18 protein-coding genes and 1 pseudogene are annotated in these 24,753 nt (G+C 69.1%); 7 read left to right on the top strand and 12 right to left on the bottom strand.

Annotation, left to right across the window (positions count from 1 at the left end):
* Positions 1 to 39: 39 nt before the first annotated feature.
* The 7 genes from addA to regB all read right to left on the bottom strand — a co-directional run bounded on the left by addA (position 40) and on the right by regB (position 11,463).
* Entirely contained in the window at positions 40 to 3,375 is a 3,336-nt protein-coding gene (addA, locus tag F3S47_RS13590) for a double-strand break repair helicase AddA (RefSeq protein ID WP_150445824.1), read from the bottom strand.
* Positions 3,372 to 6,302, bottom strand: a complete 2,931-nt coding sequence (addB, locus tag F3S47_RS13585; RefSeq protein ID WP_317978261.1) for a double-strand break repair protein AddB — start codon at positions 6,300 to 6,302, stop codon at positions 3,372 to 3,374. The genes addA and addB overlap by 4 nt, the downstream gene beginning before the upstream one ends.
* Positions 6,299 to 6,970: a nucleotidyltransferase family protein gene (locus F3S47_RS13580; RefSeq protein WP_150445823.1), complete on the bottom strand. Its 672-nt coding sequence runs from the start codon at positions 6,968 to 6,970 to the stop codon at positions 6,299 to 6,301. The genes addB and F3S47_RS13580 overlap by 4 nt, the downstream gene beginning before the upstream one ends.
* Positions 6,961 to 7,926 carry an aminoglycoside phosphotransferase family protein gene (locus F3S47_RS13575; RefSeq protein ID WP_150445822.1) on the bottom strand — a complete coding sequence of 322 codons (966 nt, stop codon included), beginning with the start codon at positions 7,924 to 7,926 and terminating at the stop codon, positions 6,961 to 6,963. The genes F3S47_RS13580 and F3S47_RS13575 overlap by 10 nt, the downstream gene beginning before the upstream one ends.
* Positions 7,923 to 8,384, bottom strand: coding sequence for a tRNA (adenosine(37)-N6)-threonylcarbamoyltransferase complex ATPase subunit type 1 TsaE (gene tsaE / locus F3S47_RS13570; protein ID WP_150445821.1), 462 nt, complete (start codon positions 8,382 to 8,384; stop codon positions 7,923 to 7,925). The genes F3S47_RS13575 and tsaE overlap by 4 nt, the downstream gene beginning before the upstream one ends.
* A 75-nt stretch (positions 8,385 to 8,459) precedes the next feature.
* Positions 8,460 to 10,028 carry a PAS-domain containing protein gene (locus F3S47_RS13565; protein WP_150445820.1) on the bottom strand — a complete coding sequence of 523 codons (1,569 nt, stop codon included), beginning with the start codon at positions 10,026 to 10,028 and terminating at the stop codon, positions 8,460 to 8,462.
* A 76-nt stretch (positions 10,029 to 10,104) separates the two neighbouring features.
* Positions 10,105 to 11,463, bottom strand: a complete 1,359-nt coding sequence (regB, locus tag F3S47_RS13560; RefSeq protein WP_150445819.1) for a sensor histidine kinase RegB — start codon at positions 11,461 to 11,463, stop codon at positions 10,105 to 10,107.
* A gap of 77 nt (positions 11,464 to 11,540) precedes the next feature.
* Between regB and F3S47_RS13555 the strand changes: the two genes are divergently transcribed.
* Together F3S47_RS13555 and F3S47_RS13550 are read left to right on the top strand one after the other, a co-directional pair.
* Positions 11,541 to 12,155: an SCO family protein gene (locus tag F3S47_RS13555; RefSeq protein ID WP_150445818.1), complete on the top strand. Its 615-nt coding sequence runs from the start codon at positions 11,541 to 11,543 to the stop codon at positions 12,153 to 12,155.
* 57 nt (positions 12,156 to 12,212) lie between these two features.
* Complete coding sequence (locus F3S47_RS13550) at positions 12,213 to 12,764, top strand: ActR/PrrA/RegA family redox response regulator transcription factor (RefSeq protein ID WP_150445817.1); 552 nt, start codon at positions 12,213 to 12,215, stop codon at positions 12,762 to 12,764.
* On the opposite strand, the gene F3S47_RS13545 is transcribed toward F3S47_RS13550, so the two are convergent.
* Together F3S47_RS13545 and F3S47_RS19750 are read right to left on the bottom strand one after the other, a co-directional pair.
* The gene (locus F3S47_RS13545) at positions 12,761 to 13,381 is read right to left on the bottom strand and encodes a LysR substrate-binding domain-containing protein (protein ID WP_396280106.1); all 621 of its coding nucleotides are present in this window, start codon (positions 13,379 to 13,381) and stop codon (positions 12,761 to 12,763) included. The genes F3S47_RS13550 and F3S47_RS13545 overlap by 4 nt on opposite strands.
* Before the next feature lie 72 nt (positions 13,382 to 13,453).
* A pseudogene (locus tag F3S47_RS19750) lies at positions 13,454 to 13,645 on the bottom strand (LysR family transcriptional regulator); the annotation flags it as partial.
* Between the two features lie 216 nt (positions 13,646 to 13,861).
* Here F3S47_RS19750 and F3S47_RS19440 point away from each other — a divergent pair.
* On the top strand, positions 13,862 to 14,017 hold the full coding sequence (locus tag F3S47_RS19440; RefSeq protein WP_191090194.1) for a hypothetical protein: 156 nt from the start codon (positions 13,862 to 13,864) through the stop codon (positions 14,015 to 14,017).
* A 121-nt stretch (positions 14,018 to 14,138) separates the two neighbouring features.
* Here F3S47_RS19440 and F3S47_RS13540 read toward each other — a convergent pair whose 3' ends face one another.
* Genes F3S47_RS13540 through F3S47_RS13530 form a run of 3 tightly spaced genes read right to left on the bottom strand, consistent with a single transcriptional unit; the run spans position 14,139 to position 18,194 of the window.
* The gene (locus F3S47_RS13540; RefSeq protein ID WP_150445815.1) at positions 14,139 to 15,527 is read right to left on the bottom strand and encodes a phosphomannomutase; all 1,389 of its coding nucleotides are present in this window, start codon (positions 15,525 to 15,527) and stop codon (positions 14,139 to 14,141) included.
* Positions 15,528 to 15,531: 4 nt separating this feature from the next.
* Positions 15,532 to 16,944 (bottom strand): mannose-1-phosphate guanylyltransferase/mannose-6-phosphate isomerase, encoded by a 1,413-nt coding sequence (locus F3S47_RS13535; RefSeq protein ID WP_150445814.1) that lies wholly within the window; start codon positions 16,942 to 16,944, stop codon positions 15,532 to 15,534.
* Between the two features lie 32 nt (positions 16,945 to 16,976).
* Entirely contained in the window at positions 16,977 to 18,194 is a 1,218-nt protein-coding gene (locus F3S47_RS13530; RefSeq protein ID WP_150445813.1) for an NAD-dependent epimerase/dehydratase family protein, read from the bottom strand.
* A gap of 282 nt (positions 18,195 to 18,476) precedes the next feature.
* On the opposite strand from F3S47_RS13530, the gene F3S47_RS13525 reads away from it, so the two are divergent.
* From F3S47_RS13525 to F3S47_RS13510, 4 genes are all read left to right on the top strand, one after another.
* A complete protein-coding gene (locus F3S47_RS13525; protein ID WP_191090193.1) occupies positions 18,477 to 19,595 on the top strand; it encodes a polysaccharide biosynthesis/export family protein in 1,119 nt (372 codons plus the stop codon).
* 100 nt (positions 19,596 to 19,695) lie between these two features.
* Entirely contained in the window at positions 19,696 to 20,475 is a 780-nt protein-coding gene (locus F3S47_RS13520) for a DUF2793 domain-containing protein (protein ID WP_150445811.1), read from the top strand.
* A gap of 57 nt (positions 20,476 to 20,532) precedes the next feature.
* Positions 20,533 to 21,513: a glycosyltransferase gene (locus F3S47_RS13515; RefSeq protein WP_150445810.1), complete on the top strand. Its 981-nt coding sequence runs from the start codon at positions 20,533 to 20,535 to the stop codon at positions 21,511 to 21,513.
* 119 nt (positions 21,514 to 21,632) lie between these two features.
* Positions 21,633 to 24,716 (top strand): calcium-binding protein, encoded by a 3,084-nt coding sequence (locus F3S47_RS13510; protein ID WP_150445809.1) that lies wholly within the window; start codon positions 21,633 to 21,635, stop codon positions 24,714 to 24,716.
* Positions 24,717 to 24,753 lie beyond the last annotated feature (37 nt).

The following is a 24,753-nucleotide window of genomic DNA, read 5'->3' as shown; positions in this document are numbered from 1 at the left end:
TATGTCGAGGGCGGAACGTAAGGAGGGTGGTCCTGAGGGTCAAGGTGCGGGAGCGCGCAGCAGGGCCGCCATGACGATAGGGGGAGGCAGCTCCATGAGCCTCGGCGCGGCGGTCCAGAGGATCGCGGTCCGGATCGGCTTGTCGGGGTAAATGCGGGCGAGCGCGGCGGCATAGGCCCCCATCTGGCGGAGCAGCCCCTCGGGGACCTGGTCGGGCGTCTCGGGGACCGCGCGGTTCGTCTTGAAGTCCACGGCGAGGATCTCGTCACCCACGACGAGCCGGTCGATGGCGCCGTGGATTCGACCGGCGCCCTCGATCTCGGCCGTGATCGGGACTTCGGCCAGCGTGCCCGGAGCGAAGATCGGGGCGAGCGCGGGGTCGCGGAGCACCTTCGCCGCGTCATCCAGCAGGTCCGGCGCCTCCGGCAGGAGAGTCTCTGCGAGGGCGGGCCAATCCTCCTCCGCGTGCGCGGGCAGATGCTCCAGCAGGCGGTGGATGGCCGTGCCCCTGGCCTTTGCCGTCTCCTCGTCGCCGCCCGCCGGATCGCCGGGCAGGATCTTTGCGCCGCCCAGATCGGAGGGCGAACGGGTCGTGGACCGTACCGCCGGAGCCGGCGCGCCGAAATCCGGTGGCGAGACCTCCCGGCCCTCCGGGCGCGGTGTCTCATGGATCGGCAGGGCGTCCCACTCGGGCGACTGCAGGCGCAGGCCCTCGCCGAGGTCCGTCACCAGCGGCAGCGCGCCACGGTCCTGCATCCCGGCCTCGACGGCGCGGTACCAGCTGTCCGTCGGCAGGTCGCCGACGTCACCCGAGGCGCAGACGATCAGCCACTTCTCTGCCCGGGTCATGGCGACATAGAGCAGCCGTCGCCGCTCGCGCTCTTCGGCATCGATCAGTCTCTGACGCGCTTCGACCAACGGTTCCGGTAGGCGATCCACGGTGGAGGCCCAGGCGAGCGTGCCGTCGACCGGCCAGAGCGAACCGCGAACCTGTGTCTTGCGCTCCGCCGTGTCCGGCAGGATCACGAGCGGCGCTTCGAGACCCTTTGCGCCGTGAACCGTCATGACCCTGATCCGGTCGCCCTGCGCGTCCATCTGGCGTTTGACCTCGACCTCCTCGGTCTCCATCCAGCCGAGGAAGCCGGTGAGGCTCGGGACCTCCGACCGCTCGTAGCCGAGAGCCTGCGACAGCAGCGCGTCGATCCCGTCTTCCGCCTCCGGTCCCAGCCGGGCGATGAGCCGCCGCCGGCCGTCGTGGCGTACCAGGATCCGCGAGAGAAGGTCGTAGGGCCGCAGGTAGTCGGCCTGGTTGAGCAGGTCGTCGAGGACGGCGCGCGTTTCCGGGTGCGCGACCGACTCCCGAAGCTCCTCCCAGAGATACCCCCGGCGGCCGTGCGCGAGGGTGAAGAGCTCCTGTTCGCTCCAGCCGAAGAGCGGCGATCTGAGGACCGAGGCGAGGGACAGGCTGTCCTCCGGCAAGGCCAGGAACCGCAGGAGCGCGGCCAGGTCCTTAACCGCGAGCTCTGCGCCGACCTTCAGGCGGTCGCGGCCGGCGATGGGCAGATCGAGCGCCTTGCAGGCGCGGATGATCTCGCCGAAGAGACGGGACCGGCGCTGCACGAGGATCAGGATGTCACCGGGACGCACCCGCCGTCGGACCAGGTCGTTCGGCGTCTCGTCTGGGATGGTATCGGTCGTTTCCGGCCGGATCAGGGCCTGAATCTCCTTCGCGATCCGCTCCGCGAGCCGGACGTCGTGGTGCCGCGGGCTCACCCGGTCGACCGGGACGTACCAGGGCTGGTCCGGCGCCGGATCCTCCTCCTTCTCGATGGGCGCCCAGAGGTCGATACGGCCGGGGAGGGCGGTCTTGAAGGCGCGGTGCGAGACCTCGCGCTCCAGCCCCTCCGCCAGTTCGCCGGTGAAGACCCGGTCGACGAGGCTCAGGATCGGTTCGGCGGAGCGGAAGGAGAACTCCAGCGGCAACTCCTGCAGGCGGTCACCGGTGCGGGAGACCTTCTCGGCGAAGAGCTGGCGCTTGGCCTCGAAGGCATCGGCGTCGGCCCCCTGGAAGGAATAGATCGACTGTTTGCGGTCGCCGACGACGAAGAGCGTCCGCTCGGTGTCCGAGCGAACGCCCGCGCCTGCGGTCATCTCGTCGGTCAGCCGCTCGATCACCTCCCACTGGCCCGGAGAGGTGTCCTGCGCCTCGTCCACGAGGATGTGGTCGATGCCGCCGTCCAGACGGAACAGCACCCATTGCGCCAGCGCCGCGTTGGAGAGGAGCCCGCGCGTGCGGTCGATGAGGTCGTCGAAGTCGAGCATCCCGCGCGAGAGCTTGCGGGCCTCGTAGGCGGTGACGAAGGCATGGCCGAATTCGTGGGCGAGCAGGGTGCGATCCGCCGCTTCCCGCGCGAGCAGGCGCGGGCGAAGGTCCGCGAGGAGGTCCATCAGCGCGTCGACGGCATCGGCGAGGTCGGGGTGGGCCTTGCGCGTCGCGGCGGTGGGGAACTTCCCCGCTTTGGAGCCGAAGGGCGTCTTGGCGCCCTTGCCGAAGAGCATCAGGCCGCAGAGCGCGTCGCAGGCCTCCAGATCGACCCTGTTCCGGCCCAGAATGGTGCGGAGCGTCGCGGAGGCCTTTTGATCGGAGGAGGAGCCGGCAGCGCAGGCGACGCAGAGATGATCCAGCAGATCGGCCAGGTCAGCGGGCAGCTCGGCGAGGAGATCGTCGATGCTCTCCCCCGGCCGGGCCCCGGTCGCCTCGGCAATGCGCACGGCGTCCGGCGGCGCGAGGAAGGCAGTCTTGCGACCCGTGACCTCCCTGAGAAAGACCGAGATGTCGGCCCCGGTGAAGACTCGGGCGAAGCGGTCCACGAGCCCGGGCATGCGCTCTGACAGGTCGTCCAGAACCTCCGCCCGCAGGAGATCGGCGGCGCGGTCCTCCATCTCGGTGAAGCGGGGCGATACGCCGGCCTCGAGGGGAAACCGGCGCAGGACCCCTGCGCAGAAGGCGTGGATCGTCTGGATCTTGAGTCCGCCGGGCGTCTCGATCGCCCTTGCAAAGAGCCGCCGGGCCTCGGCGAGGTCCTCGGGCTGCTCCGCGCCCAGCGACTCCAGCTCTTGCCGAAGATCGCCCGCCGGCATCATGGCCCAGGCGCCGAGGCGGCGGAACAGGCGGTTCTGCATCTCCGAGGCCGCGGCCTTGGTGAAGGTGAGGCAGAGGATGTTCTGCGGATCGACCCCTCGCAACAGCAGACGCGCCACGCGGTCGGTCAGCACGCGGGTCTTGCCGGACCCGGCGTTGGCCGAAAGCCAGGTGGAGCGGTCGGGATCGGCCGCATCGACCTGCCGCTGGCTGGCCTCGTCGCGCGGGCTCATTCCAGGTCCTCCGGGGCGTAATCGTCGGCGAGGTCCCATTCGCCGCGTCGGGCCAGGTGATCGTAGTCGCCCACGTCGTCTTCGCGGTAGGGCAGCGGGCTGGCGGAATAGCCCCGTTCGCGCGCCCGCCAGGCCTGCATCAGGGCCAGGAACTCCTCCCAGACCTGCTCGGGAGAGAGTTTCTCCAGAGGGGCGGGCACGACCTTGGGGCTCGATCCAAGCCCGATGAACTCCGCGAGCGCGGTCTCGGCCGGGCCGAGAGAGGCGAAGGCGCCGCGCCGCGTCATCGCGGCTTCGAGCAGCAGCTGCTTGTCGAACGCGAGTTGCTGTTTCTCGCTCGGTGGTGCGCCTGTCTTGTAGTCGTAGAGCGCGACCCGCCCGTCGGGCAGCCGGTCGATCCGGTCGGCCTTGCCGGTGACGATGAGGTCGAGCTCGGGGATGGGCAGCTTGGCGTCCTCTTCGAAGAACTCAGGCGTGGCCCTCTCGCGCCGGTCCGCCTCGCCCGTCAGGAAGCTTTCCGCGACCCGGGCCATCCGCGCCGCCCAGAGCCTGCGATGCGCGGGCCAGGGGCAGGCTTCAGCCAGCGCCTCTTCCGTGGCCTGCATCAGCGCCTCGAAGGCGCCCGGGTCTTCAGGCGCGGGGCCCTCGCGGACGAAGCGTTCGAGCGCTCCGTGCAGGATGATGCCCCGCAGAGGCGCATCTGGCTCGGGCACCAGCGGATCGAGCCGGTTCAGCCCGAGCACGCGGCGGGCGTAGACGGAATAGGGATCGCGGATCAGCCGCTGCACCTCGGTGACCGAGATGACCTTGGGGCGGGCCTCGACCGGCGGACGGGGCGAGGGGCGACGCGCGGGCGTTACCTCTTCAGTCGGAGCCGATAGAGCCTGTGCCTGCGCGATCCACATGTCGCCCCGGTTGCGCATCTCTTCCAACGCCCCGGGCCCGCCCGTCTCTTCGAGCCCGCCGAGCAGGTTCGTCAGACGGTTCAGCCAGCGCGAGGGCACCGTCTCGGCCTCGTCCGAGCGCTTCGCTCGAGTGATCCAGACCTCGCGGCCTGCGACCGCCTGCTGGTAGTCGTGCGCGGAGAGGCCGATGCGCCGCTCCGGCAGGGTCAGCCCGGCCTCGGCGCGCATCTTGCGGTTCAGCCAGGGATCGGGCGGCGGTGCTTCGGGCCATGTGCCGTCGTTCAGCCCGCCGAGGATCACGAGGTCGGCGCCCGTGACGCGCGCCTCCAGCGTGCCCCAGATCAGAACGCGCGGATCGCCCGCGTCGCGGTCCCTGACTTCTTCGCCCGAAAGCGCTCCGGTGAAGAGCGTCGCATAGTCCCTCGGTGGCATCGGCCCGGCTGCGCCGCCGTGCCGCGCGAGCGCCTGCGTCAGTTCGAGCGCCTTGCGCCCGGCAGCCTCGTCCCAGAGGGGATGGGTCTCGGCAGGTCCTGCCGACAGTGCCTCCGCCAGGGCCAGGTGCGCTGCGAGGTGCTCGGGAACCGTCCGGTCCGCCTCGGCGGGGCGCGAATCGAGTCGGGCGGCCAGCCACTCGGCCCACTCCGCCTGACCGGCCTTCGCCTTCTCGCGGTGGCCCCAGCCGCGGAGGGACTCGCCGTCGGGGTAGGCCGGGCCGTGACGGCGGAGGTGCAGTTCCAGCTCCCGGGTGTGGAGAAGGTGCAGGTTCCGGTCGGCGCCACCGTGGCAGAGCGGGTGCTTCAGCAGCGCGAGCAGGTCCGCCGCGGTCAGCCGCTCCGTCATGAGATCGAGCACTTGCCTCAGGAAGCGTCCCGGCGGGGAAAGAGCGAGCGGCTGACCCGCGCTGTCGTCGGGCCGGATGTCCCAACGGTCGAGCGCGGCGGCGACCTGGCGGGTCAGCATCCGGTCGGGGGTGACGAGCGCCGCGCGCCGCCCGTCCTCGACCGCCGCGCGCAGGCCGAGCGCGATGGTTTCCGCCTCGTCGCGGGGGGAGGGCGCTTCCACCAGCGTCAGGCCCCGGGTCGCCTCGGTGAGATCGCCAAGCTCTGGGCCCTCGACTTGCCAGGCATCGGTGACCGGCGCGGGCCGGAGGCTAAGAGAGACGAGCCTGTTCCGCCCCGGATGTGCCGGTTCAGCGTCCGTCCAGGGTTCAACGTCGCTCTTCGAGAGACCGAGCTGACGAAGAAGCTGGCGGAAGCGGAATTGGGGGTGATCCTCGGCATGAAGGGCCCGGTCCATCCCGTCCCAGACCCTCTGCGGGAGGTCGAAATCGAAGCCCGGCAGGACCAGCGCACCCTGTGGCAGGCGCGAGACCGCCTGCATGAAGACCGAGGTCGCGCCGCGCGAGGCGGTGGAGCCCGCGACGATCAGGGGATGCGCGGGCGAGCTTTCGGCCCAGAGCTCGGCGAGTGCCTCGGCCCGGGCGCGCTGACGGCCGCCGGGGCCGGGCGGGCCGGCCTCCATCACGCCTTCGATGATCCGCAGGAAGCGCAGGGCGGTCTGCCAGTGTTCCGACAACTCGGTTCCGTCCAGCGTGGCCACCGTTTCGGGCGAGACACCCTCGACCTCCATTTCGTCCATGAGTCCGGAGAGACTCTCGGCGAGGTCGTAGAGCGCAGCGCGCGGGGCAATCTCCGGCTCGGCATCGAGCAAGGCAGAGACCAGCCGCAGCACCTCGAAGCGCCGGGCCATCGGGTCGACGGGCGGCGGAGCGCCGGGAACGGGGTCCGAGGCGATGTCGGTCACGAGCCTCAGTAGCGGGAGCAGCTTTGCCGGGCCGGCATCCCAGACGTCGCGCAGGTGGCGGCGCATGCGTTGGGTGTTCACGAAGAGCTCGATCCGCGCGAAGTCCTCCGGCACGAGCCCGGCCGCGCGCAGCTCGAGTCCGCGCACGAGTTCCGCCCCGAAGTCCACTCCGGGCGGCAGGGCATAGACACGGGGACGGTCGGTGGCAGCGAAGATCACAGAAGCGTCTCCGCCAGTTCTATGCTCTCCGGTCGGCCCACGTCGCACCAGCGCCCGGGATAAAGCAGGCCGTAGGCCGTCCCCCGGGCGATTAACCGGTCCCAGGCGAGTCGGATCGAGAAGACCTCCTCCTCGATCTCGTCCACCACCTCGGGCCGAATGATCTGTGCACCGGTGTAGATCGGGCCGGGACCGTAGGTGATCCGGTTGTCCCCGTCGAAGACGAAGTCGCCCTTGCCGCCGTGACCGAGCGCCATGTCCCGCGGGACGCAGAGCAGGAGAGCCTCCATCCGGCCGCCGTCCCAAGCCTCGCGCAGCAGGTCGAAGGGGTTGGGCCCCGACCAGACGGCATCGGTGTTCATGGTGAAGACCGGCCCGTCGCCGAGGAGCGGCTTGGCCTTGCGCAGCCCACCGCCCGTTTCGAGAAGCAGGTCGCGCTCGTCCGAGATGGCGATGTCGCGGCCCGCGAGGTGCCGCTCCACCATCTCTGGCCGGTAGTGGGTGTTCACCACCTTTCTCGTTACGGCCGCGCCGAGGGTCAGGGCGTGGTCCAGCAGGGTCGTCCCGCCGACTTCGATCAACGGCTTCGGGCGGTCGTCCGTCAGCGGTCGCATTCGTGTTCCGAGACCGGCGGCGAAGAAGAGAGCGGCGCGGGGAGTTAGGCCCATTCCGGAGCCTCCGCGATCAGCGGCAGGACAAGCGGCCGAAGGCCGGCACAGGCGGGATGCTCGAGCCTCTGGTCAAGCAGGCGGCGCAGGCGAGGGAGGAAGGCGGCATAGCGCGTCTTGCCGTCCCGCCGGACGAGGCGGGCGAAGATACCCAGGATGCGCAGGTTACGCTGGACCGAGAGGACCGCGCGCTCTGCAGCGAGGCGACTGGGATCCGTCTCTGTCGCTGCGGAAAAGTGGGCCATGACGTGCCGGTCCGTTTCCGGTGAAACGTCGCGGCGCACGTCGTCGAGCAGGGACGCTAGGTCATAGGCCGGGGGCGCGAGCATGGCGTCCTGGAAGTCCAGAAGACCGAGGCGGTCGTGACCGGAGAGCTGCGGACGCCAGACGAGGTTCTCCGCGTGCAGGTCGCGGAGGGAGAGCACTTCCGGTGGCCTGGTATGGTCTCGGATCGCCTCGGCCATGGTCTCTTCGAGCCTCGCGCGCTGGGCATCCGAAACCGCGGCGCCCCACTCGAAGAGCGGGGCGAGCGCCGCGGTCGCCCGTTCCGGCGTGAGAGCTTCGAGGCCAGGGGGCGGGGCGTGGGCCTGCATCTCTGCGAGCAAGTCAGCCGTGAGGCCGTAGATCTCCGCCTCGTCGCCGGGGTGCGCATCGAGGTGACGGGCGGCCAGGGTCGGCCCGAGGTCCTCCAGCAGGAGCAGCCCTTGTGGAACGTCGGGCTCAATGACGTCCGGTGCCGAGAGGCCGATCCCCCGCAGGTGCGCACCGATGGCGATGAAAGGCCGCACGTCTTCGCCTGTGTCCGGCGGCGCATCCATGAGGATGCGGCTGCGGTCGCCATTCCGTAGGCGGAGGTAGCTTCGGCGCGAGGCATCGGCCGCGATGACCTCGCGCCGCCAGTCCGCGAGGCCCGCCCGGTCGAGGAAGGCAGCGATCTGCATCTCGCGATCCGTCATGCGAGGCCCTTCAACCGGTCGGACCAGTCCTCCGGGCCGTCGAGCGTCAGTCGATGCGCCTCGGCGTCCGCCTCGAAACTCAGAGTCAGCGCGGAGTCGGGTCTGATATCGGCGAGGCGGTCGGGCCATTCGACAAGGCAGATTGCCGTCGAGAAGGCGTCCTCCAAGCCCAGCTCAATCGCCTCGCCCGGACCGGTCAGCCGATAGAGATCGGCATGCCAGATCTCCGGTCCCTCAGTTTCGTAGGTCTGCACCAGGGTGAAGGTGGGGGAGGGCACATCTTCCTCGCGGCCCAAGCGAGCCCGGATCAGAGCGCGGGCGAAATGCGTCTTGCCTGCGCCGATCGACCCCTCAAGCAGCAGCACGTCACCCGGGCCGAGACGGGGTGCCAGCCGCGCGGCCAGCGCGTCCGTCGCCTCGGGCGTGGGCAGCAGGATCGGTCCGGCCAGGATGGGCATGGCCGCAGACTATGCGCTGCGCCGCGCGCCGCAAGCGCAAAGCCCGGGGCGCCCTCCTTCCCGTGGCGGGAGGGCTCACCCGGAGAGGGCCACGGGCCCGGTCGCATGGGGGACGGGTTGCGGACCGGCCGCGGCTGCCGGAGAGGAAAACCCGACCATCGTGGCGCCGGCAGGGAGCGGCTGGACCCGCACGGTCACCTGACGGCCGTCGTCCCGGCGCAATGCGGCGGTCCAGGGGCGGCGGTCCTCCGCCACCATCGCGCCGTTCCGGATATCGCGCCACACGTCGGTCGGGACACAGGCGATCTTCCAGCGTTCGAGCTCGTCTCTCAGGCGCAGGTCGCCGATCGGGACCCCGGCGCCCGCATCCGCCTCTTCCCGGTGGGGCCAGAAGCTGTCGTAGGCCCGGTTGGCGAGAGTCAGGACACCCGAGGGGCTGAAGACCGCGATCGCCTCGTCGAGGCTGTCGAGAATGGCGGTCGACGTATCGATCTGGGTTCGGAAACGCCGCGTCAGAGACATTTCGGCGGTGATGTCCTCGATCAGGAAGGCGATGGCGCCATCCGGGTGGGGCCGACCGGTGACCCTGTAGATTTGTCCGTCAGGCAGCGCCCAGGTCTCGCAGTAGCGGCCATTGGCCGCCTCCGACTCCAGCGCGACGATCTCCTCGCGCCAGCTGCGGTAGTCGCGCGGTTCGGGGAGCATCCGCTGCTCTCGCAGACGGTCGAGGAAGGCGTGAATCCGCGGCTGGGTCGCGAGAAAGTCGACCGGGAGCGCCGTGAGCTCCATGAGGGCCGGGTTGAACATGACCAGCCGGCGGTCACGGTCGAAGATGGCAAGGCCTGTGGCAAGGTCGGCAAAGGTCTTCGACAGGGTCTGAACGAATCCTCTCTGTGCCTCTTCAGCCTTCACGACAGCATCGGCATCGACCGCGAAATGGACGGTGCCGGCAGGGCGCCGCACGGTTGTGACGTCGTACCAATCGGCACGCTCACCCTCCGTCGCGGGTCCTGCCAACCGGCGGTGGAGACGTCCGGTCCCGGGATCGGGTGTGTCCAGCGCTCCGAAGATCCGGCCGGGAGGCCAACGCTCCGCCCCGTGGGAGTGATGGCGGTCGAGTTCGAGGTAGGCGCCGTTCGCCCAGGTGATCGCGCCGCTCTCGTCTTCGGACCAGATGAGCTGGGGCGCATCCTCCGCGATGGCGCGGAGCGTGTCGAGTTCCGCGTCGCGCGCCGCGCCGGTGCTCGGGCCCGTCACCGTGCCGTCGTCCTGGTGCAGGGTGAGGCGCACGAACCCATCCCAGTACTCGACCTCGAGCGAACTCGTGCGATCCTCGGCCACGAGCCTGGTCGCCCCGTCACTTTCGATGTCGTCGAGCACGGCGCGCAGCCTCGGGAAAGCCGGGGTGAGCATCCTCACGAGGTCTTCGCGGTCGGGCGGTGTCGCACCGTCCTCCAGCAGCCGGCGGGCCGTCGGCGTCGCGTCCTCCAGCCGGTCGCCGTCGAGCAGGAAGGTCATTGTCCCTTCCGCCTCGCGCAGAAGCTGGCGCGGTGTAGTCGGGGTCCGCCGGGCGAGAAGGACCGTCACGACCGCCAGGAGGCTGATCGCGACCGGCACGAGGGCTGCTGCGAGCGTCGATGTCATGGCGATCCCCCAATGCGTTTCTGCGGGGAGGGTCGCTCAGGCTAGTTAATGACCAGTTAAATTGGCGTCCGATACCTCAGGCGACGAAGGGCCGGTTCTCGCCCAGCGCTCCAGGGGAGGTGGAGGGCTCCAGCGCCGCCCGTGGCCAGACCACCCGCACGATGGCACCTCCGCGCGGCGCCCTGCCGCCGTTGGCGAAGGACAGTCGCGCGCCGGTGCGTTCCAGCAGGGTCTTGGCGATGAAGAGGCCGAGACCCATGCCCTCGTAACCGGGTCGTTGCGCGCGGTCGTCCCGGTCGCGCCGTCGGCTGACGAAGGGGTCGCCGATCCGGCCGATCAGCTGGGGCGGAAATCCCGCACCATCGTCCGAAATGCGGACGCGCATCTCGTCCGCCGACCAGCTCAGCGCGACCTGGACGTCGCTATCGGCGAAATCGACCGCATTCTGAATCAGGTTGCGCAAGCCGTGGATGACCTCGGGACGCCGCCAGATGAGCGGCTGCGCCTCGTCGGGGGCATCGGGCTCGGCGAGGATCTCGATCATCTTTCCGCGGTTCGAATGCGGCTCGGCGGCTTCGCTCACGACGGTCTCGAAGGGCGCACGTTTCAGGTGCAGGTCGTCCTTTCCGGCGCGTCCCATCGAGCGCAGAATATCCCGGCAGCGATCCGCCTGCTGCCGGATCAGTGCCGCATCCTCGGCCTGGTCCCCCTCCAGCTCTTCCATCAGTTCGGACGAGACGAGCTTGATCGTGGCGAGCGGCGTGCCGAGCTCGTGCGCGGCGGCGGCGACGACACCGCCCAGGTCGGTGAGCTTCTGCTCCCGGGCGAGAGCGAGTTGGGTCGCCAGCAGCGCCTCGCCCATGGTGTGCATCTCGTTCGTCACCTGGCGGGCGTAGACGGCCAGGAAGACGACGCCGATCACCAGCGCCAGCCAGAAGCCGAAGCCGAAGAGGTCCGGCAATTCCAGGATCTCTCCCGACGGTCTCCGGATGGGCAGGTAGAACTTCGTGAGCAGCGTGATGATGATCACTGCCACGAGGCCGAGGGCCAACGTGGAGCGCAGGTGAAGGACCGTCGCCGAGATCGTGACCGGGGCGAGCATCAGCAGGGCGAAGGGATTGTGCAGCCCGCCCGTCAGGTAGAGCAGCAGACCGAGCTGGAGGATGTCGAAGATCATCATCAACATGGCCTGCCGCTCGGTGAGGCGGCGGTTCTCGGGGAAGAGGAAGGTCGAGAAGAGATTCGCGATAACCGACGCGCCGATCGTCATCGCCGCGAGCCCGGTCTCCAGCCGCAGGCCGAAAGAATACACCGCGACGACGAGCGCGGTTGTCTGCCCCGCGATGGCGATCCAGCGCAGGACCACGAGCGTCCGCAGCCGGACCCAGTTGGACCGCTCCTGGTCCTGGAACATCTCGAACTCGGCGAGGTCCATGTGCGACGAAGACTCCGGTTGCAGCGCGGTGGATGGAGCGTATGTCCCGGTCCGACAGCGATCAATGGAGCGCGACGATGAAGACCGGTGTGATTGCCGCGGGTGCGGCGGCGGGCGTCATCGCCATCGTGGGCGGAACCTGGGCCTGGACGGTGATGCAGGGCGGCGAGCTGGCCGACTGCGTGCAGGGCCAGGTCGCCGGAGGCGATCTCGGCGGGCCCTTCACCCTCGTCAGCGAGACAGGCGAGACGGTGACGGACGAGGACGTCGTGACCGAACCGACGTTGCTCTATTTCGGCTACACGTTCTGCCCCGACGTCTGCCCGCTGGACAGCGCCCGCAACGCGCAGGCGCTCGATCTTCTTCAGGAGCAGGGCATCGACGCGAAGGCGGCCTTCGTCACCGTCGACCCGGCACGGGACACGGTCGAGGTCGTGGACCGATACACCGAGAACTTTCACGAGGACATGATCGGTCTCACCGGCTCGCCCGAGCAGGTCAAGGAAGCCGCCGATGCCTATCGCGTCTACTACCAGGCGCAGGAGGCCGAGGACGACTACTACCTCGTAGACCACACGGCCTTCACCTACCTCGTGATGCCGGAGGAGGGCTTCGTCACCTTCTTCCGCAGGGACGCGACACCCGAGGCCGTCGCCGAGTCCACTCAGTGCGTGGTCGAGACCCTGAATTGACCGCCCGGCCTCCTGAACCTACCTACGTCAATTAACCAGAGACGGAGGACATGACCGGTGGAGGTCAACGAAAGCGATTTGGGCGACGACAGGTCGCTGCTTCTTGTCGATGACGACGAGCCGTTCCTGAGGCGGCTCGCGAAGGCGATGGAGAAGCGCGGCTTCTCGGTCGAGACGGCGGATTCGGTCGCCGGCGGCAAGGCCATCGCCACGGCTCGCCCGCCAGCCTACGCCGTCATCGACCTGCGTCTAGAGGACGGCAACGGACTCGACGTCGTCGAGCTTCTGCGCGAGCGGCGGCCCGAGAGCCGGATCGTGGTGCTGACGGGCTACGGCGCCATCGCGACAGCTGTCGCCGCGGTGAAGATGGGCGCCACCGACTACCTCTCGAAACCCGCCGACGCGACGGACGTGACCAATGCGCTCCTCGCCCGCTCCGACGAGATGCCTCCGCCGCCCGAGAACCCGATGTCGGCCGACCGCGTCCGGTGGGAGCATATCCAGCGCGTCTACGAGCTCTGCGACCGTAACGTCTCGGAGACCGCCCGGCGCCTGAACATGCACCGCCGTACCCTGCAGCGCATCCTGGCCAAGCGGTCACCCCGCTAGCCCGCCGCGGCCTCCGAGCGCAGCCACCGCACGAAGGTGTCCCGCGCCGGCATCACCGTGCCGGGCCTCGTGATGATGTGGTACGCGATGCTGCTTTCCCGCTCGCTCTCGGTCATCAGGGCCGTCAGCCGCCCCTCGGCCACGTCGCTCGCGACGATGGGCATGGGCAGGATCGCGATGCCGATCCCCGCCTTCGCGGCCTCGAGCACCATCTGCGCGGTCTCGAAGGTGAGCACCTTCTCGTTGTCGAGATCGAGCCCGTTGGCGCGGGTCCAGAGCGTCTCCTCGCTCCGCAGACCGTCGATCAGGAAGGTCTCGCCCGCGAGCTCCCGGAGATTGCCGATCGCGCGCTTGCCGAAGCGTGACGGTGCGCCGAGGACGGTATGCGCCGCCCGGACCAGCGGCTCCTGGTCGACACCGGGCCATGGCCCGCGCCCGTAGCGGATCGCGAGATCGACCGCCTCGCTCCGCAGGTCGACCATCCTCGCCCCCGGGATGAGCTCAAGCTGTACCTCGGGATGGGCGGACCAGAACCGCGCGAGACGGGGCATCAGCCAGTTCGTCGCGAAGGAGGGCGTCAGAGCCACCCGGATGGCGCGGGTCGAGCCTCGGTCCATCAGGTCCTGAGAGGCCGTCGCGATCATCCCGAACCCGTCGGTGAGCGCCCGCGCCAGCGGCTGGCCCTCGGGCGTCACTGTCATCGCATTGCCGGTTCGCGACATGAGCGGCGTGGCGAAGTGATCTTCCAGCGCGCGGACGTGCTGCGCGACCGCGGCGTGGGTCACGTTCAGCTCGCGCGCGGCGGCGGAGAAACTGCCGAGCCGCGCCGCGGCCTCGAACGCGCGCAGCGCCGAGAGCGAGGGCAGGTCCCGCCAGTTCAAGTTGTTAACTCAGCTAACACCATGAAAGTCTTCCTGACTGGCGTACGAAGCGCAAGGCTCTTAATTCCGGGGCATCGAAGCACGAACCGGAGGTTTCTCGATGTTCGGCAGACTAAGGCTCCCGGTCCCAAATCCGTCATCGGCGGACGTTCGGTCCGTGCTTCGCTGATCTGGCCCCAGGCCACCCACCCCGTGCCCCGAGAAAGGAGCAGACCAATGTTCAATATCCTGTCCGACAGCTTCAACGTCGCGACCCGGACCGACGCCTCCCGCGAGGCCCTGCCGAAGCGCGCCCCGATCTCCGAGCGCAAGGCCGGCGAAACGGAAACGCGCCGCCGCCTGTGGTCGCTGCGCCGTGCAGGTTGGGTCTGAGCCACGCCCTATCGCGTGACTGACCCAGGCACTCCCGGCTCCGGCGACCGATGTCGCGCAGAGCCCGACGCAGAGGACGATAGTTGATCCCGCCGCGACCACCGCGGCGGGATTTTTCGTTCTAGGAGAGGCGGTTTTTCAGCGCCGCGAGGTAGGTGCCGACGAGCCGCTCGGCCGTCTCGGGATCCGAGGACTCCGCGTAGCATCGAAACTCCGGCGCGTTGCCGGAGGGCCGCAGGTGCACGATGTCCCCGCCCTCGAAGCTCACCCTCAGCCCGTCGGTGGTGTCCGTGCCCGACTCTGGCGGCATGCCCTCGAAGAAGGCCGCGCGTGTCGCGGCGTTCGTCGTCATGTCCCGGAGGAACGCCTGGGAGTCCTCGGATTCGATACCGGTGATGCGATCCGCGGCGGTGAAGCGTCGTGGCAAGGTGGCGACGAGCTCCGATAGGCTCCGGCCCTCGGCCTTCGCGCGAGCGAGCGGTGCAAGGATCGGCAACAGGCTGTCGCGCGTCATGAGCGGGGCCAGTGGTCCGGCCGGGCCCTTGGCACAGAACCCGAGCAGGAAGCCGCCGTTGGCCTCGTAGCCGACGACCTCGGTGCCGGCCCCTTCCGCCGCAACCCGCTCCATCTCCGCGATGACATGCGGCGAGCCGATCTTAGTCCGGTGCACCGCGCCGAATCCCATCGCCTCGACGCAGGTATTGGAGGAGACCGGCGTACAGATCGCCTGCGCGCCGAGAAACCCGGCGGTCAGCGGGCCAAGCACGTCGCCCGGGACGATCCGACCGGTTTCGTCCGTGACCATCGGACGATCCGCGTCACCGTCGGTGGAGACCAGGGCGTCGAGCCCGTGATCCAGGCACCATCCCTGGAGCATCGCCCGGGTGTCGGCGTCGACGGCCTCTGTATCCACCGGGACGAAGCTGTCCGACCGTGCGAGCGGTACGGTCTCGGCCCCGAGCTGGCGCAGGGTCATCGTGAGGATGTCCCGCGCGGCAGAGCTGTGCTCGTAGACGCCGATCCGGAGACCAGTGAGCGCGGCCGAGCCGAACGCGGCCTCGTACCTCCGCACATAGGCCTCGGTGGCGGAGCCATCGTCACTCACCGGGGCATCTGCAGAACCGGGCCGGCGACCGAGCGCGCCCAGGATCCGCTCCTCGTCGGACTTGGCGATCTCGCCCTCGGGCACGTAGAATTTCAGACCGTTGCGGTCGGCCGGGATGTGGCTCCCGGTCACCATCACCGCGCCGCTCCCGTCCGACATCGCGGCAAGGGCCAGCGCGGGCGTCGGCAGCATCCCCGCGCGCACCACGGGCAGCCCCTCCGCGTTCAAAGCGGAGATCACCGCCTCGGCGATCCGCGGGGATGACGGACGCAGGTCCCATCCGACCCAGACCCGGTTCCCCGTGTCGCAGGCCGTGGCAAAGGCCCGGGCGTAGTCGGCGACCAGTTCGTCCGTCAGTTCCGTAACGAGGCCGCGCAGGCCGCTCGTGCCGAACTTGGGCGGCATGACTTCAGCCTCTCGCGTAGACGTCTTCGTAGCGGATGATGTCGTCTTCACCGAGGTAGGCGCCGGTCTGGACCTCGATCAGGACCATGGGCACCTTGCCGGGGTTTTCCATCCGGTGGCGGGCGCCGAGCGGGATGTAGACGGACTCGTTTTCGGTCACGAGCGTGACCTTCTCGTCGACGGTCACCCGTGCGGTGCCGGAGACCACGATCCAGTGTTCGGACCGGTGCACATGGCTCTGCAGCGAGAGCGCGGCGCCGGGGTGGACGTGGATCCGCTTCACCTGGAAGCGCGAGGAGAGGATCAGCGTCTCGTACCAGCCCCAGGGCCGGTAGTCGCGCGGCAGCTGCACCGCCTGGCTCGCGCCTTTTTCCTTGAGCAGCGTCACCGCCTGCTTCACGTTCTGGCTGTCGGACATGTCGGCGACCATGACCGCGTCCTTCATTGCCACGGCGACCACGTTCTCCAGCCCGATGCCGACGATCTCGATGCCCGGATCCTCCGACCGCAGGAGCGTGCCCTTGCAGTTGAGCGCGGTGGCGTTGTCCGAGAGCCCGTTGCCGAGCGCGTCCTTCTCGGTCTCCTTCCAGACCGCCTCCCATGAGCCAAGGTCGCTCCAGTGGCCGTCGTAGGGGACGACCGAGACGTTCCGGGCCTTCTCCATCACCGCGTAGTCGATCGAATCCTCGGGCACCTCGGCCCAGAGAGCCTCGTCAATGCGGGTGAAGTTGAGGTCCTTGCGCGCGGCCTGCAGCGCGGCCTGCACGCTGTCGTGGATCGTGGGCGCATGGGTCTTGAATGCCTCGACCAGCGTTCCGGCGCTGGCGAGGAAGATGCCGGCGTTCCAGAGATTGTCCGGATCGGAGAGCAGCTCCGCCGCCCGCGCCGCATCGGGCTTCTCGATGAAGCGGGTCAGAGCCTGCACGCCCTCGTGGGTCGTCTCGCCCGCCTCGAGCCAGCCGTAACCCGTCTCCGGCCGGTCGGGCCGGATGCCGAAGGTCACGATCCGCCCCTCCCGCGCGGCGGCGCTCCCCCGCACGATCGCCTCGCGGAAGCTCCCGGGCGCCTCCATCGCGTGGTCAGAAGGCCCGATCAGGATCAGGGCCTCGGGATCCTGCTGCGCGACGTGCAGGGCCGCGACCACCGCGGCGGCGGCGGTATTGCGGCCTTCGGGCTCGATCAGCACGTCGGCGGGGCGCATCCCGATGTCGTCGAGCTGTTCCAGCACGATGAACCGGAAGCTGTCCGAGGTAACCACCAGCGGCGCCGCGAAGTCGGCGCCGGAGTAGCGCCGGGCGGAGGCCTGGAACAGGCTCTCATCGCCGGTCAGGTCGGCGAACTGCTTGGGGTAGCTCTTGCGAGACAGCGGCCAGAGCCGCGTTCCGGAGCCGCCGCAGAGAAGGACGGGAACGATCATGGGCAACTCATCGGTTCTGTGTCTTCTGGCTGTCAGGAAATCGACCGGATGGACTTGCCCTCGGGATCTCGGTCCAGCGTCTGGGCGATGTCCCGGGTCCAGGCCGACAGGGCGGGAACGCGGCTGCGGTCGATGCGGTGGGCGTAGCGTTTCGCGACTTCGACGACCTCCTCGAGCAGGCCCTCCTCAAGCGTGGTGGGCTCCAGCCCAAGCGCGAGGAACTGCTCGTTCCTGACGACGAGGTCGTTCTCCGCCGCCTCCTTGCGCGGGTTCGGAACATAGGCCACGCGGGAGCCGGTCAGCCGTCCGATGAGCTCGGCGAGGTCCCGGACGCGGTGAGTCTCGGTCATCTGGTTGAAGATCCGCACTCGGTCGCCCCGCTTCGGCGCGTCACCCAGCGCCAGCTCGATGCAGCGCACCGAGTCCTGGATGTGGATGAAGGCCCGGGTCTGTCCGCCGGTGCCGTGCACCGTCAGCGGGTAGTCGATCGCGGCCTGGATCAGGAAGCGGTTGAGCACCGTGCCGTAGTCGCCGTCGTAGTCGAAGCGGTTGATGAGCTGTTCGTGCCTGCGGGTCTGCTCGGTATGCGTGCCCCAGACGATGCCCTGGTGCAGGTCGGTGATCCGGAGCCCGTCGTTCTGGGCGTAGAACTGGAACATGATCTGATCGAGGCTCTTGGTCATGTGATAGACCGAGCCCGGACGCGTCGGGTAGAGGATCTCCTGCTCTTTCTTGCCCTCCGGCGTGTCGATCTCGATGTCGAGATAGCCCTCGGGAATCGGCGCGCCGACGCTCGAATATCCGTAGACCCCCATCGTGCCCAGGTGGACGAGGTGCGCGTCGATGCCGGTTTCCACCAGCGCGGCCAGCAGGTTGTGCGTGGCGCTGATGTTGTTGTCGACCGTGTAGGTCTTGTGGCGGTCGGTCTTCATCGAATAGGGTGCGGCGCGCTGCTCGGCGAAGTGGATCACCGCGTCCGGGCGATGCTCGGCCAGCCAGCTCTTGAGGCGCTCGTGCTCCTTCGCGAGATCGAGCAGGTGGAAGTGGATCCGCTTTCCCGTGAGCTCGTGCCAGATGCGGCACCGTTCCTGGATCGAATCCATGGGCGTCAGCGACTGCACACCGAGCTCGGTGTCGATCCACCGACGCGACAGGTTGTCGATGATGTGAACCTCGTGTCCGGCGTCGGACAGATGCAGGGTGGTCGGCCAACCGACGAAGCCGTCCCCGCCCAGAACCGCGATCTTCATGGCCAACTCCCTGCCTTCTGACGCCGCTCTCCTAGCACGGTGCCGCGAGCATCAGAACCCCGCAAGACAGGCCGGTTCCGCGATTCGTCGCCGCTCACGGGCGAGTTGTCCCGGATCGTTACGGGGCCGGCGATCTCCGGCTCGGATCCGTGCCGGCCGGAGGAGACCGTTGATCCCGGTGGAGGCTGTGACACAATATCTGCCAGAATTTCCACGTCGTGGTTTCTTATCGGGCGCGACCGGGATAAGCCTGTAACCAAGGAAGAGGCCGGGGAGTTGTCCATGCATCTGCGGATCGTGCTGCTGATGGCGGTCGCGGTTGTCCTGTCTGCCTGTGACGCGCTTCCGCGCGGCGCGGGCCTGCAGCGCGAAGTCCTGGCCGCCCAGACCGAGGAAAACGGCGTGGCGAACTTCGCCGTCGAGCCCGTGACCCGTGAAAACCTGCCGCTCTTCGATTCCTGGCCGGTGACCGACGGCCGGAACCTGTCCTGGATCGAGCGGGTCGATCAGCCCAACAACCGCATCATCGCACCGGGCGACACCCTGGCGGTCACCATCTGGTCGACCGAGGACAACGGCCTGCTGACCGCGCCTGGACAGCGCTTCGTCACGCTGCCCGAGATGCGCGTCTCCTCATCCGGCCGGATCTTCCTGCCCTACATCGGCTCGGTCCGGGTCGAGGGGATGGCCCCCGAGACGGCCCGCTCCCGGATCGAGGAGCAGTATCTCGTCGTCACGCCCTCCGCTCAGGTCCAGCTCGAGATGCAGGAGGGCAATCAGAACACGGTCAACCTCGTCTCCGGCGTCCGCAGCCCCGGCACCTATCCTCTGCCCGACCGCGACTTCACGATCATGGGCCTGCTCTCACTTGGCGGCGGCGTGCCCGACAACCTCCGCAACCCGCAGATCCGGCTGCAGCGCGGTGGCCAGCTCTATGGCACCTCGGTCGACCGGCTGCTGGAGAGCCCCGGCCTCGACACGACGCTGCGCGGCGGGGACAAGGTCTTCGTCGAACAGGGAGAGGACTATTTCCTGTCCCTCGGCGCGGCGCGAACAGAATCGATCCACTACTTCCCGCAGGAAGACGTGACCGCGATACAGGCGCTCTCGATCATCGGCGGCGTCGACAGCAACCGGGCCGACGCGCAGGGCATCCTGATCCTGCGGAAGTATCCCGCCTCCGCCGTGCGCGCGGATCGTACCGGTCCGCAGCACGAGAGGACGATCTTCACCATCGACCTCACCTCTGCGGACGGCCTGTTCTCGGCCGGCGAATTCCATCTGCAGTCCGGCGATCTGGTCTACGTGACCGAGAGCCCGCTGACGACCGCCAACGCGATCATCGGTGTCGCCGGGGCGGCGCTGGGGCTTGGCCGGACGGTGGACGCGCTCGCCAACTGATCGGAGACTGTTGCGCCGCGGAACTCGCGGCGCACGGTCGTGCAGGACGGCATTAACCACACAGGGACATGCTCCGGGCCTCTTTATCCGTGGAGTCCGCATGTCCGACAGATCCGCCCGCCTCGACCTTCCGTTCCTGCTGCCCTCGCAGGCGCAGAAGCATGTCACCGTCAACGACGCTTTCGAGACGCTCGACACACTCGTCCAGCTCACGGTCGAGGCCATCGGCAGTACAACGCCACCCTCGGATCCCGAGCCGGGCGAGGTGCATACCCTCGGTGACGGCGCCACCGGCGACTGGGCGGGACACGATGGCGATCTCGCCGCCTGGACCGGCACCGGCTGGGTCTTCCGAACCCCTCGCCCCGGGTGGCGAGCCTGGGACCTGGCCACCTCCGAGCTGCGCATCTGGTCGGGCACCGGGTGGGTCCTCCCGGACGGCCGGACGCAGAACCTCGCCCATCTTGGCGTTAACGCCACCGCCGATGCGACGAACCGGCTCTCCGTCGCAGCGCCCGCGAGTCTCTTCAGCCACGAAGGTGCGGGCCACCGGATCAAGGTCAACAAGGCGTCTGAAGCCGAGACCGCCTCTCTGCTTTTCCAGTCGGCCTGGTCGGGACGGGCCGAGATTGGCCTCGCGGGCGACGACACGCTTTCCGTCAAGGTCTCCGCAGACGGCGCGTCCTGGACCACCGCCATCACGATCGATCCGGAGTCCGGGGCGTTGCGGCCCGCCGTGCATGCCGCCGCTGCCCTGCCGAACGCGGCGCTTGTCGGAGAGGGTGCCTTCATCCACGTCACCGGCGAGGGCCCCGCCTGGAGCGACGGCACCGGGTGGCGGCGTCTCTCGGACGGGCAGCCCGTGGGCACGGCGGTTTGACAGCACACCGGTATTGTGGCCTTCACCGCCAGACGAGAGCGGAAGGCGAGCGCATCGATGACGCAGAACCAGGGCCGGGTCGCCGCGGTGGTTGTGACCTACAACCGGCTGGACAAGCTGAAGGTGACGGTGGACCGGCTCTTGGAGAGCCCTGCGGAGCACCTGTCGCACCTCATAGTCGTCGACAACGCCTCGACCGACGGCACCGCCGACTGGCTCTCGGGGCTCGCCGACCCGCGCGTCGAGATCCTGACCCTGCCCGAGAACCTCGGGGGAGCCGGCGGCTTCGAGGCGGGCATGCGCCACGCGACGGAGACGTACGACCCCGAATGGATCGTGGTGATGGACGACGACGCGCGCCCCGAGCCCGGCACGCTCACCCGGTTCCACGCCCGGGACCGGACCGGCTACGACGCCTGGGCGGCGGCGGTCTGGTATCCGGCCGAGACCTACCCCGAGGGACGTTTCTGCGAGATGAACCGTCCCTGGGTGAACCCCTTCTGGCACGGCGACTCCTTCTGGAAGACTATGCTCCGCGGCCGTGACGGCTTTCACATCGACCCGGCACACTACCGGGCGGAGGAGCCCCTGCCGATCGACGGCGGCTCCTTCGTCGGCTTCTTCTTCTCCCGCCGCGCGGTCCAGCTGGCGGGATATCCCGACGCCAGACTCTTCATCTACGGCGACGACGTGCTCTACACGCTCGGTCTCAGCGCCGCGGGCGGTACGACGGCCTTTGATCCCGAACTGCGGTGGGAGCATGACTGTGGGACCTATGCCGACGACAAGGCCCGTGTCTTTTCGCCGGCCTGGAAGATCTACTACGCCCACCGCAACAGCCTGATGTTCTATCGCGCCGCCTCGGGCCGCGCCTTTCCGCTGGTGCTGCCGGTGATCCTCGCGAAGTGGGCACTCTCCACCCGACGCTACCGCGGCCAGCGGATGCGCTTCCTGCGCCTGATGACGCGGGGGGTGTCCCACGGCCTGCGGGGCCGGCTCGACGCCACGCACCGGCAGGTCATGGACTGGGCCCGCTGAGACGGCCCTGACCCCGGTCCACTGGGTTTTAGAGATTTGTCCCCGGCCTGCCCCAATCGCCGCCGGATCCCCGCCCCGCACCACCCTCAAGGGCATCCCCGGTTCACACGGGGGCGGACATGGCGGAGATCATCGGGCGGGGCTTTCTGACGACCGGAAAGAGCCACTTCGACTACAACATCGAGGACCTGCTCCTCACCGAGATCGGAGGTACGCCGCTCCTTCTCGCCAGTTCCGGGCGGTTCGGTGGGCTGGTGAGCTACCGAATCGACTCGAAGGGCGGTCTCACCCAGGTCGATGCGGAGCGCTACGCCGACTCCTATGACCTTGGCATCGCGCCCGAGCTCATGTCGCTCGAGCCTATCGGTAAGCCACGGGTCCTCGTCGGTGCGACCAGCTGGGGCGACTACCGCACCTGGAGCATCCGGTCCGACGGGACCATCGGCAGCCGCGGTGCCCTCGACGCGAGTGTCGAGGCTCCGGCGAGGCCGGCGGGAAGCGTGCTGACGGCCGATGGCCACATGCTCACGACCGCGCTGGGCGGATCCGGTCTCACGGTATTCAGATCGGTCTACAGCACTGCCTCCGACGCCCTCCGGATCGGCGGGTCCGACGGACGGCTGGACCAGATCTCGTCGCTTGCCACCGCAGAGGTTGGCGGTCGCACGGTCTACCTCGCCGCGAGCGGGCGGCACGACGGTCTGACCGCGGTGATGGAGCAGGGCGGCCGGCTCGCAGTGACCGGCGGCATCGACGCGCGGGACGGCATCGCCATCCTCGAGCCCACGGGAGTCGCGGTCACCGAGGTCCTGGGCCGCAGCTACGCCGTTCTTTCCTCCTCGCGCACGGCAGGGGCGCTCACCGTGATGGAAATCACCTCGGACGGAGAGCTGATCCCGCGCGACCATGTCACGGATACGCTCGAGACCCGTTTCATGCGTGCACAGAGCCTGGATGCCATCGAGATCGGCGGGCGCAGCTACCTCGCGGTCAGTGGCGGCGACAGCGGGCTCAGCCTCTTCGCGGTCCTCCCGGGCGGGCGGCTGCACCATCTCGACTCCATCGCCGACAGCGCGAGCCAGAGGCTCGGCGGCGGCATCACCGCGCTGACCCTCGGCAAGTCCGGGGGCGATCTGCAGATCTATGCCGCCGCGAGCAGCGAAGGCGGTGTGAACCGGCTCGAATGGCAGCCCGGTGCGATCGGTGTGCAGCGCAAGGTCGGCAGCGGTGGCGGCACGTTGGAGGGCGGCAGCCGGGGCGACATCCTCGTGGGCGGTGCGGGCAAGGACCATCTCAAGGGGTTCGGCGGGAACGACATCCTCGTCGACAGCGCAGGGAGCGATACTCTGGAAGGCGGATCGGGGTCCGACGTCTTCGTCATGGTCGATGACCGGGGCGCGACCGACTGGATACGCGGCTTCGACCCGGCGCGGGACCGGCTCGATCTGTCCGGCGTCCCGCTTTTCTACGACCCGAAGTCGCTCGAGGTCGACCCCACCGCCTCCGGCGCCGTGGTCACCTGGTACGGGGAACGGCTGATCGTCAGCTCTCACAACGGCGACCCGCTCACTGCCTCGCAGGTGCGGGGCGCGGTCCTGCGCGACCAGCCGCACCGCAGCCTGCCCGCACCGGCACGCGACGTCATCGGAACCGAGGGGTCCGACAGTCTGCAGGGCGGATGGGGCGGGGATATGCTGAGCGGCGGTGGAGGGAATGACACGCTCTTCGGCGGTTCGGGCCGGGATAGTCTCTTTGGCGGAAGCGGCGACGACCTCCTTCAGGGCGGAGACGACGCAGACGAGATGGACGGCGGCGCGGGCACGGATCTCCTCAGGGGAGGTTCCGGAAACGACAGTCTCTCCGGGGGCGACGGCTCCGATCGGCTGGAGGGCGACGCCGGGCGGGACCGGCTCTATGGCCGGTCCGGCGACGACAGCCTTGCGGGCGGCACCGGGCGGGATCGCCTCCTCGGCGGTCTGGATGGCGACCGGCTCTCGGGCGGTGGGGACGACGACCTGCTCTGGGGCGAGTCCGGGGCCGACACGCTTTGGGGCGACGAGGGGTCCGACCGTCTCTACGGAGGAACCTGGGACGACGACCTGAGCGGCGGCCACGGCATCGACTGGCTCCATGGCGAGGCAGGGTCCGACCGACTTGCGGGCGGAGACCACGGCGACAGCCTCTACGGCGGGGGAGAGGACGACGTGATTGCGGGCGAGGGGGGAGACGACCTCCTTCTCGGGGGGACGGGCGCCGACCGCCTGTCGGGCGGTGGCGGCAACGACCGCCTGCGCGGTGAGGACGGCGCGGACGATTTGCGCGGCGGCCGCGGGGCCGACCACATGCTCGGCGGTGCCGACGACGACCTTCTCTACGGGGAACACGGTAACGACACGATCTACGGCGAGGGGGGAGATGACCAGGCCCGCGGCGGCAGCGGGGCCGAGCGGATCTACGGCGGGGCCGGGTCCGACCGCCTCAACGGTGACGACGGGGGGGACCTGATCTTCGGTGACGGCGGCAACGACATCCTCGATGGCGGCCGCCACAACGACAAGCTCTACGGCGGGCCCGGCGATGATGGCTTCTACGGCGGAACCGGCCACGACCGGATCGTCGGCGACGACGGCAGCGACAGGCTCTACGGCGGCGGCGGTGACGACGTCCTTCTCGGCGAGGCGGATCGAGACTGGATCTGGGGCGCTGGGGGCGACGATGTCATCTACGGCGGAGCGGGTGACGATATCGTCTACGCGGGATCGGGCGAGGATGTCGTCTATCTCGGAGCGGGCTCCGATATCTTCGGGCCTGGCAGCGTCCTGCCCGACGCGGACCGGGTCCACGGCGAGGACGGCGACGACCGCCTGCGCTCCTCGCCCGGCGGCGGGTATTTCACCGGCGCGGAGGGCGCGGACACCTTCTTCGGCGGCGACGGGAGGGACTACATCGACGGCGGCAGCGGCGACGACCGTCTTCGCGGCGGCGCCGGCCCCGATACCTTCGTCTTTCGGCCGTTCAGCGGCGCGGACGTGATCGAGGGCCTCCAGCCCGGGCACGACCGGCTCGTCTTCGAGGACGTCGCGCGGGAGGACATGACGATCAAGGACCATGCCGAGGGCACGCTGCTGGACTGGGGCACCGGGAGCGTGATGCTGGAGGGCATCGAGACCGCGCGCGTGACGATGGACGATCTGGATTTCTGATCCGCGGCGTGGGACAGAGCCCCCGAGCCTACAGGGG

It is taken from the genome of Histidinibacterium aquaticum (assembly GCF_008710275.1).
GTDB classification, from domain to species: Bacteria; Pseudomonadota; Alphaproteobacteria; order Rhodobacterales; family Rhodobacteraceae; genus Oceanicola; species Oceanicola aquaticus.
This window is presented reverse-complemented; position numbering and strand designations above follow the sequence as displayed.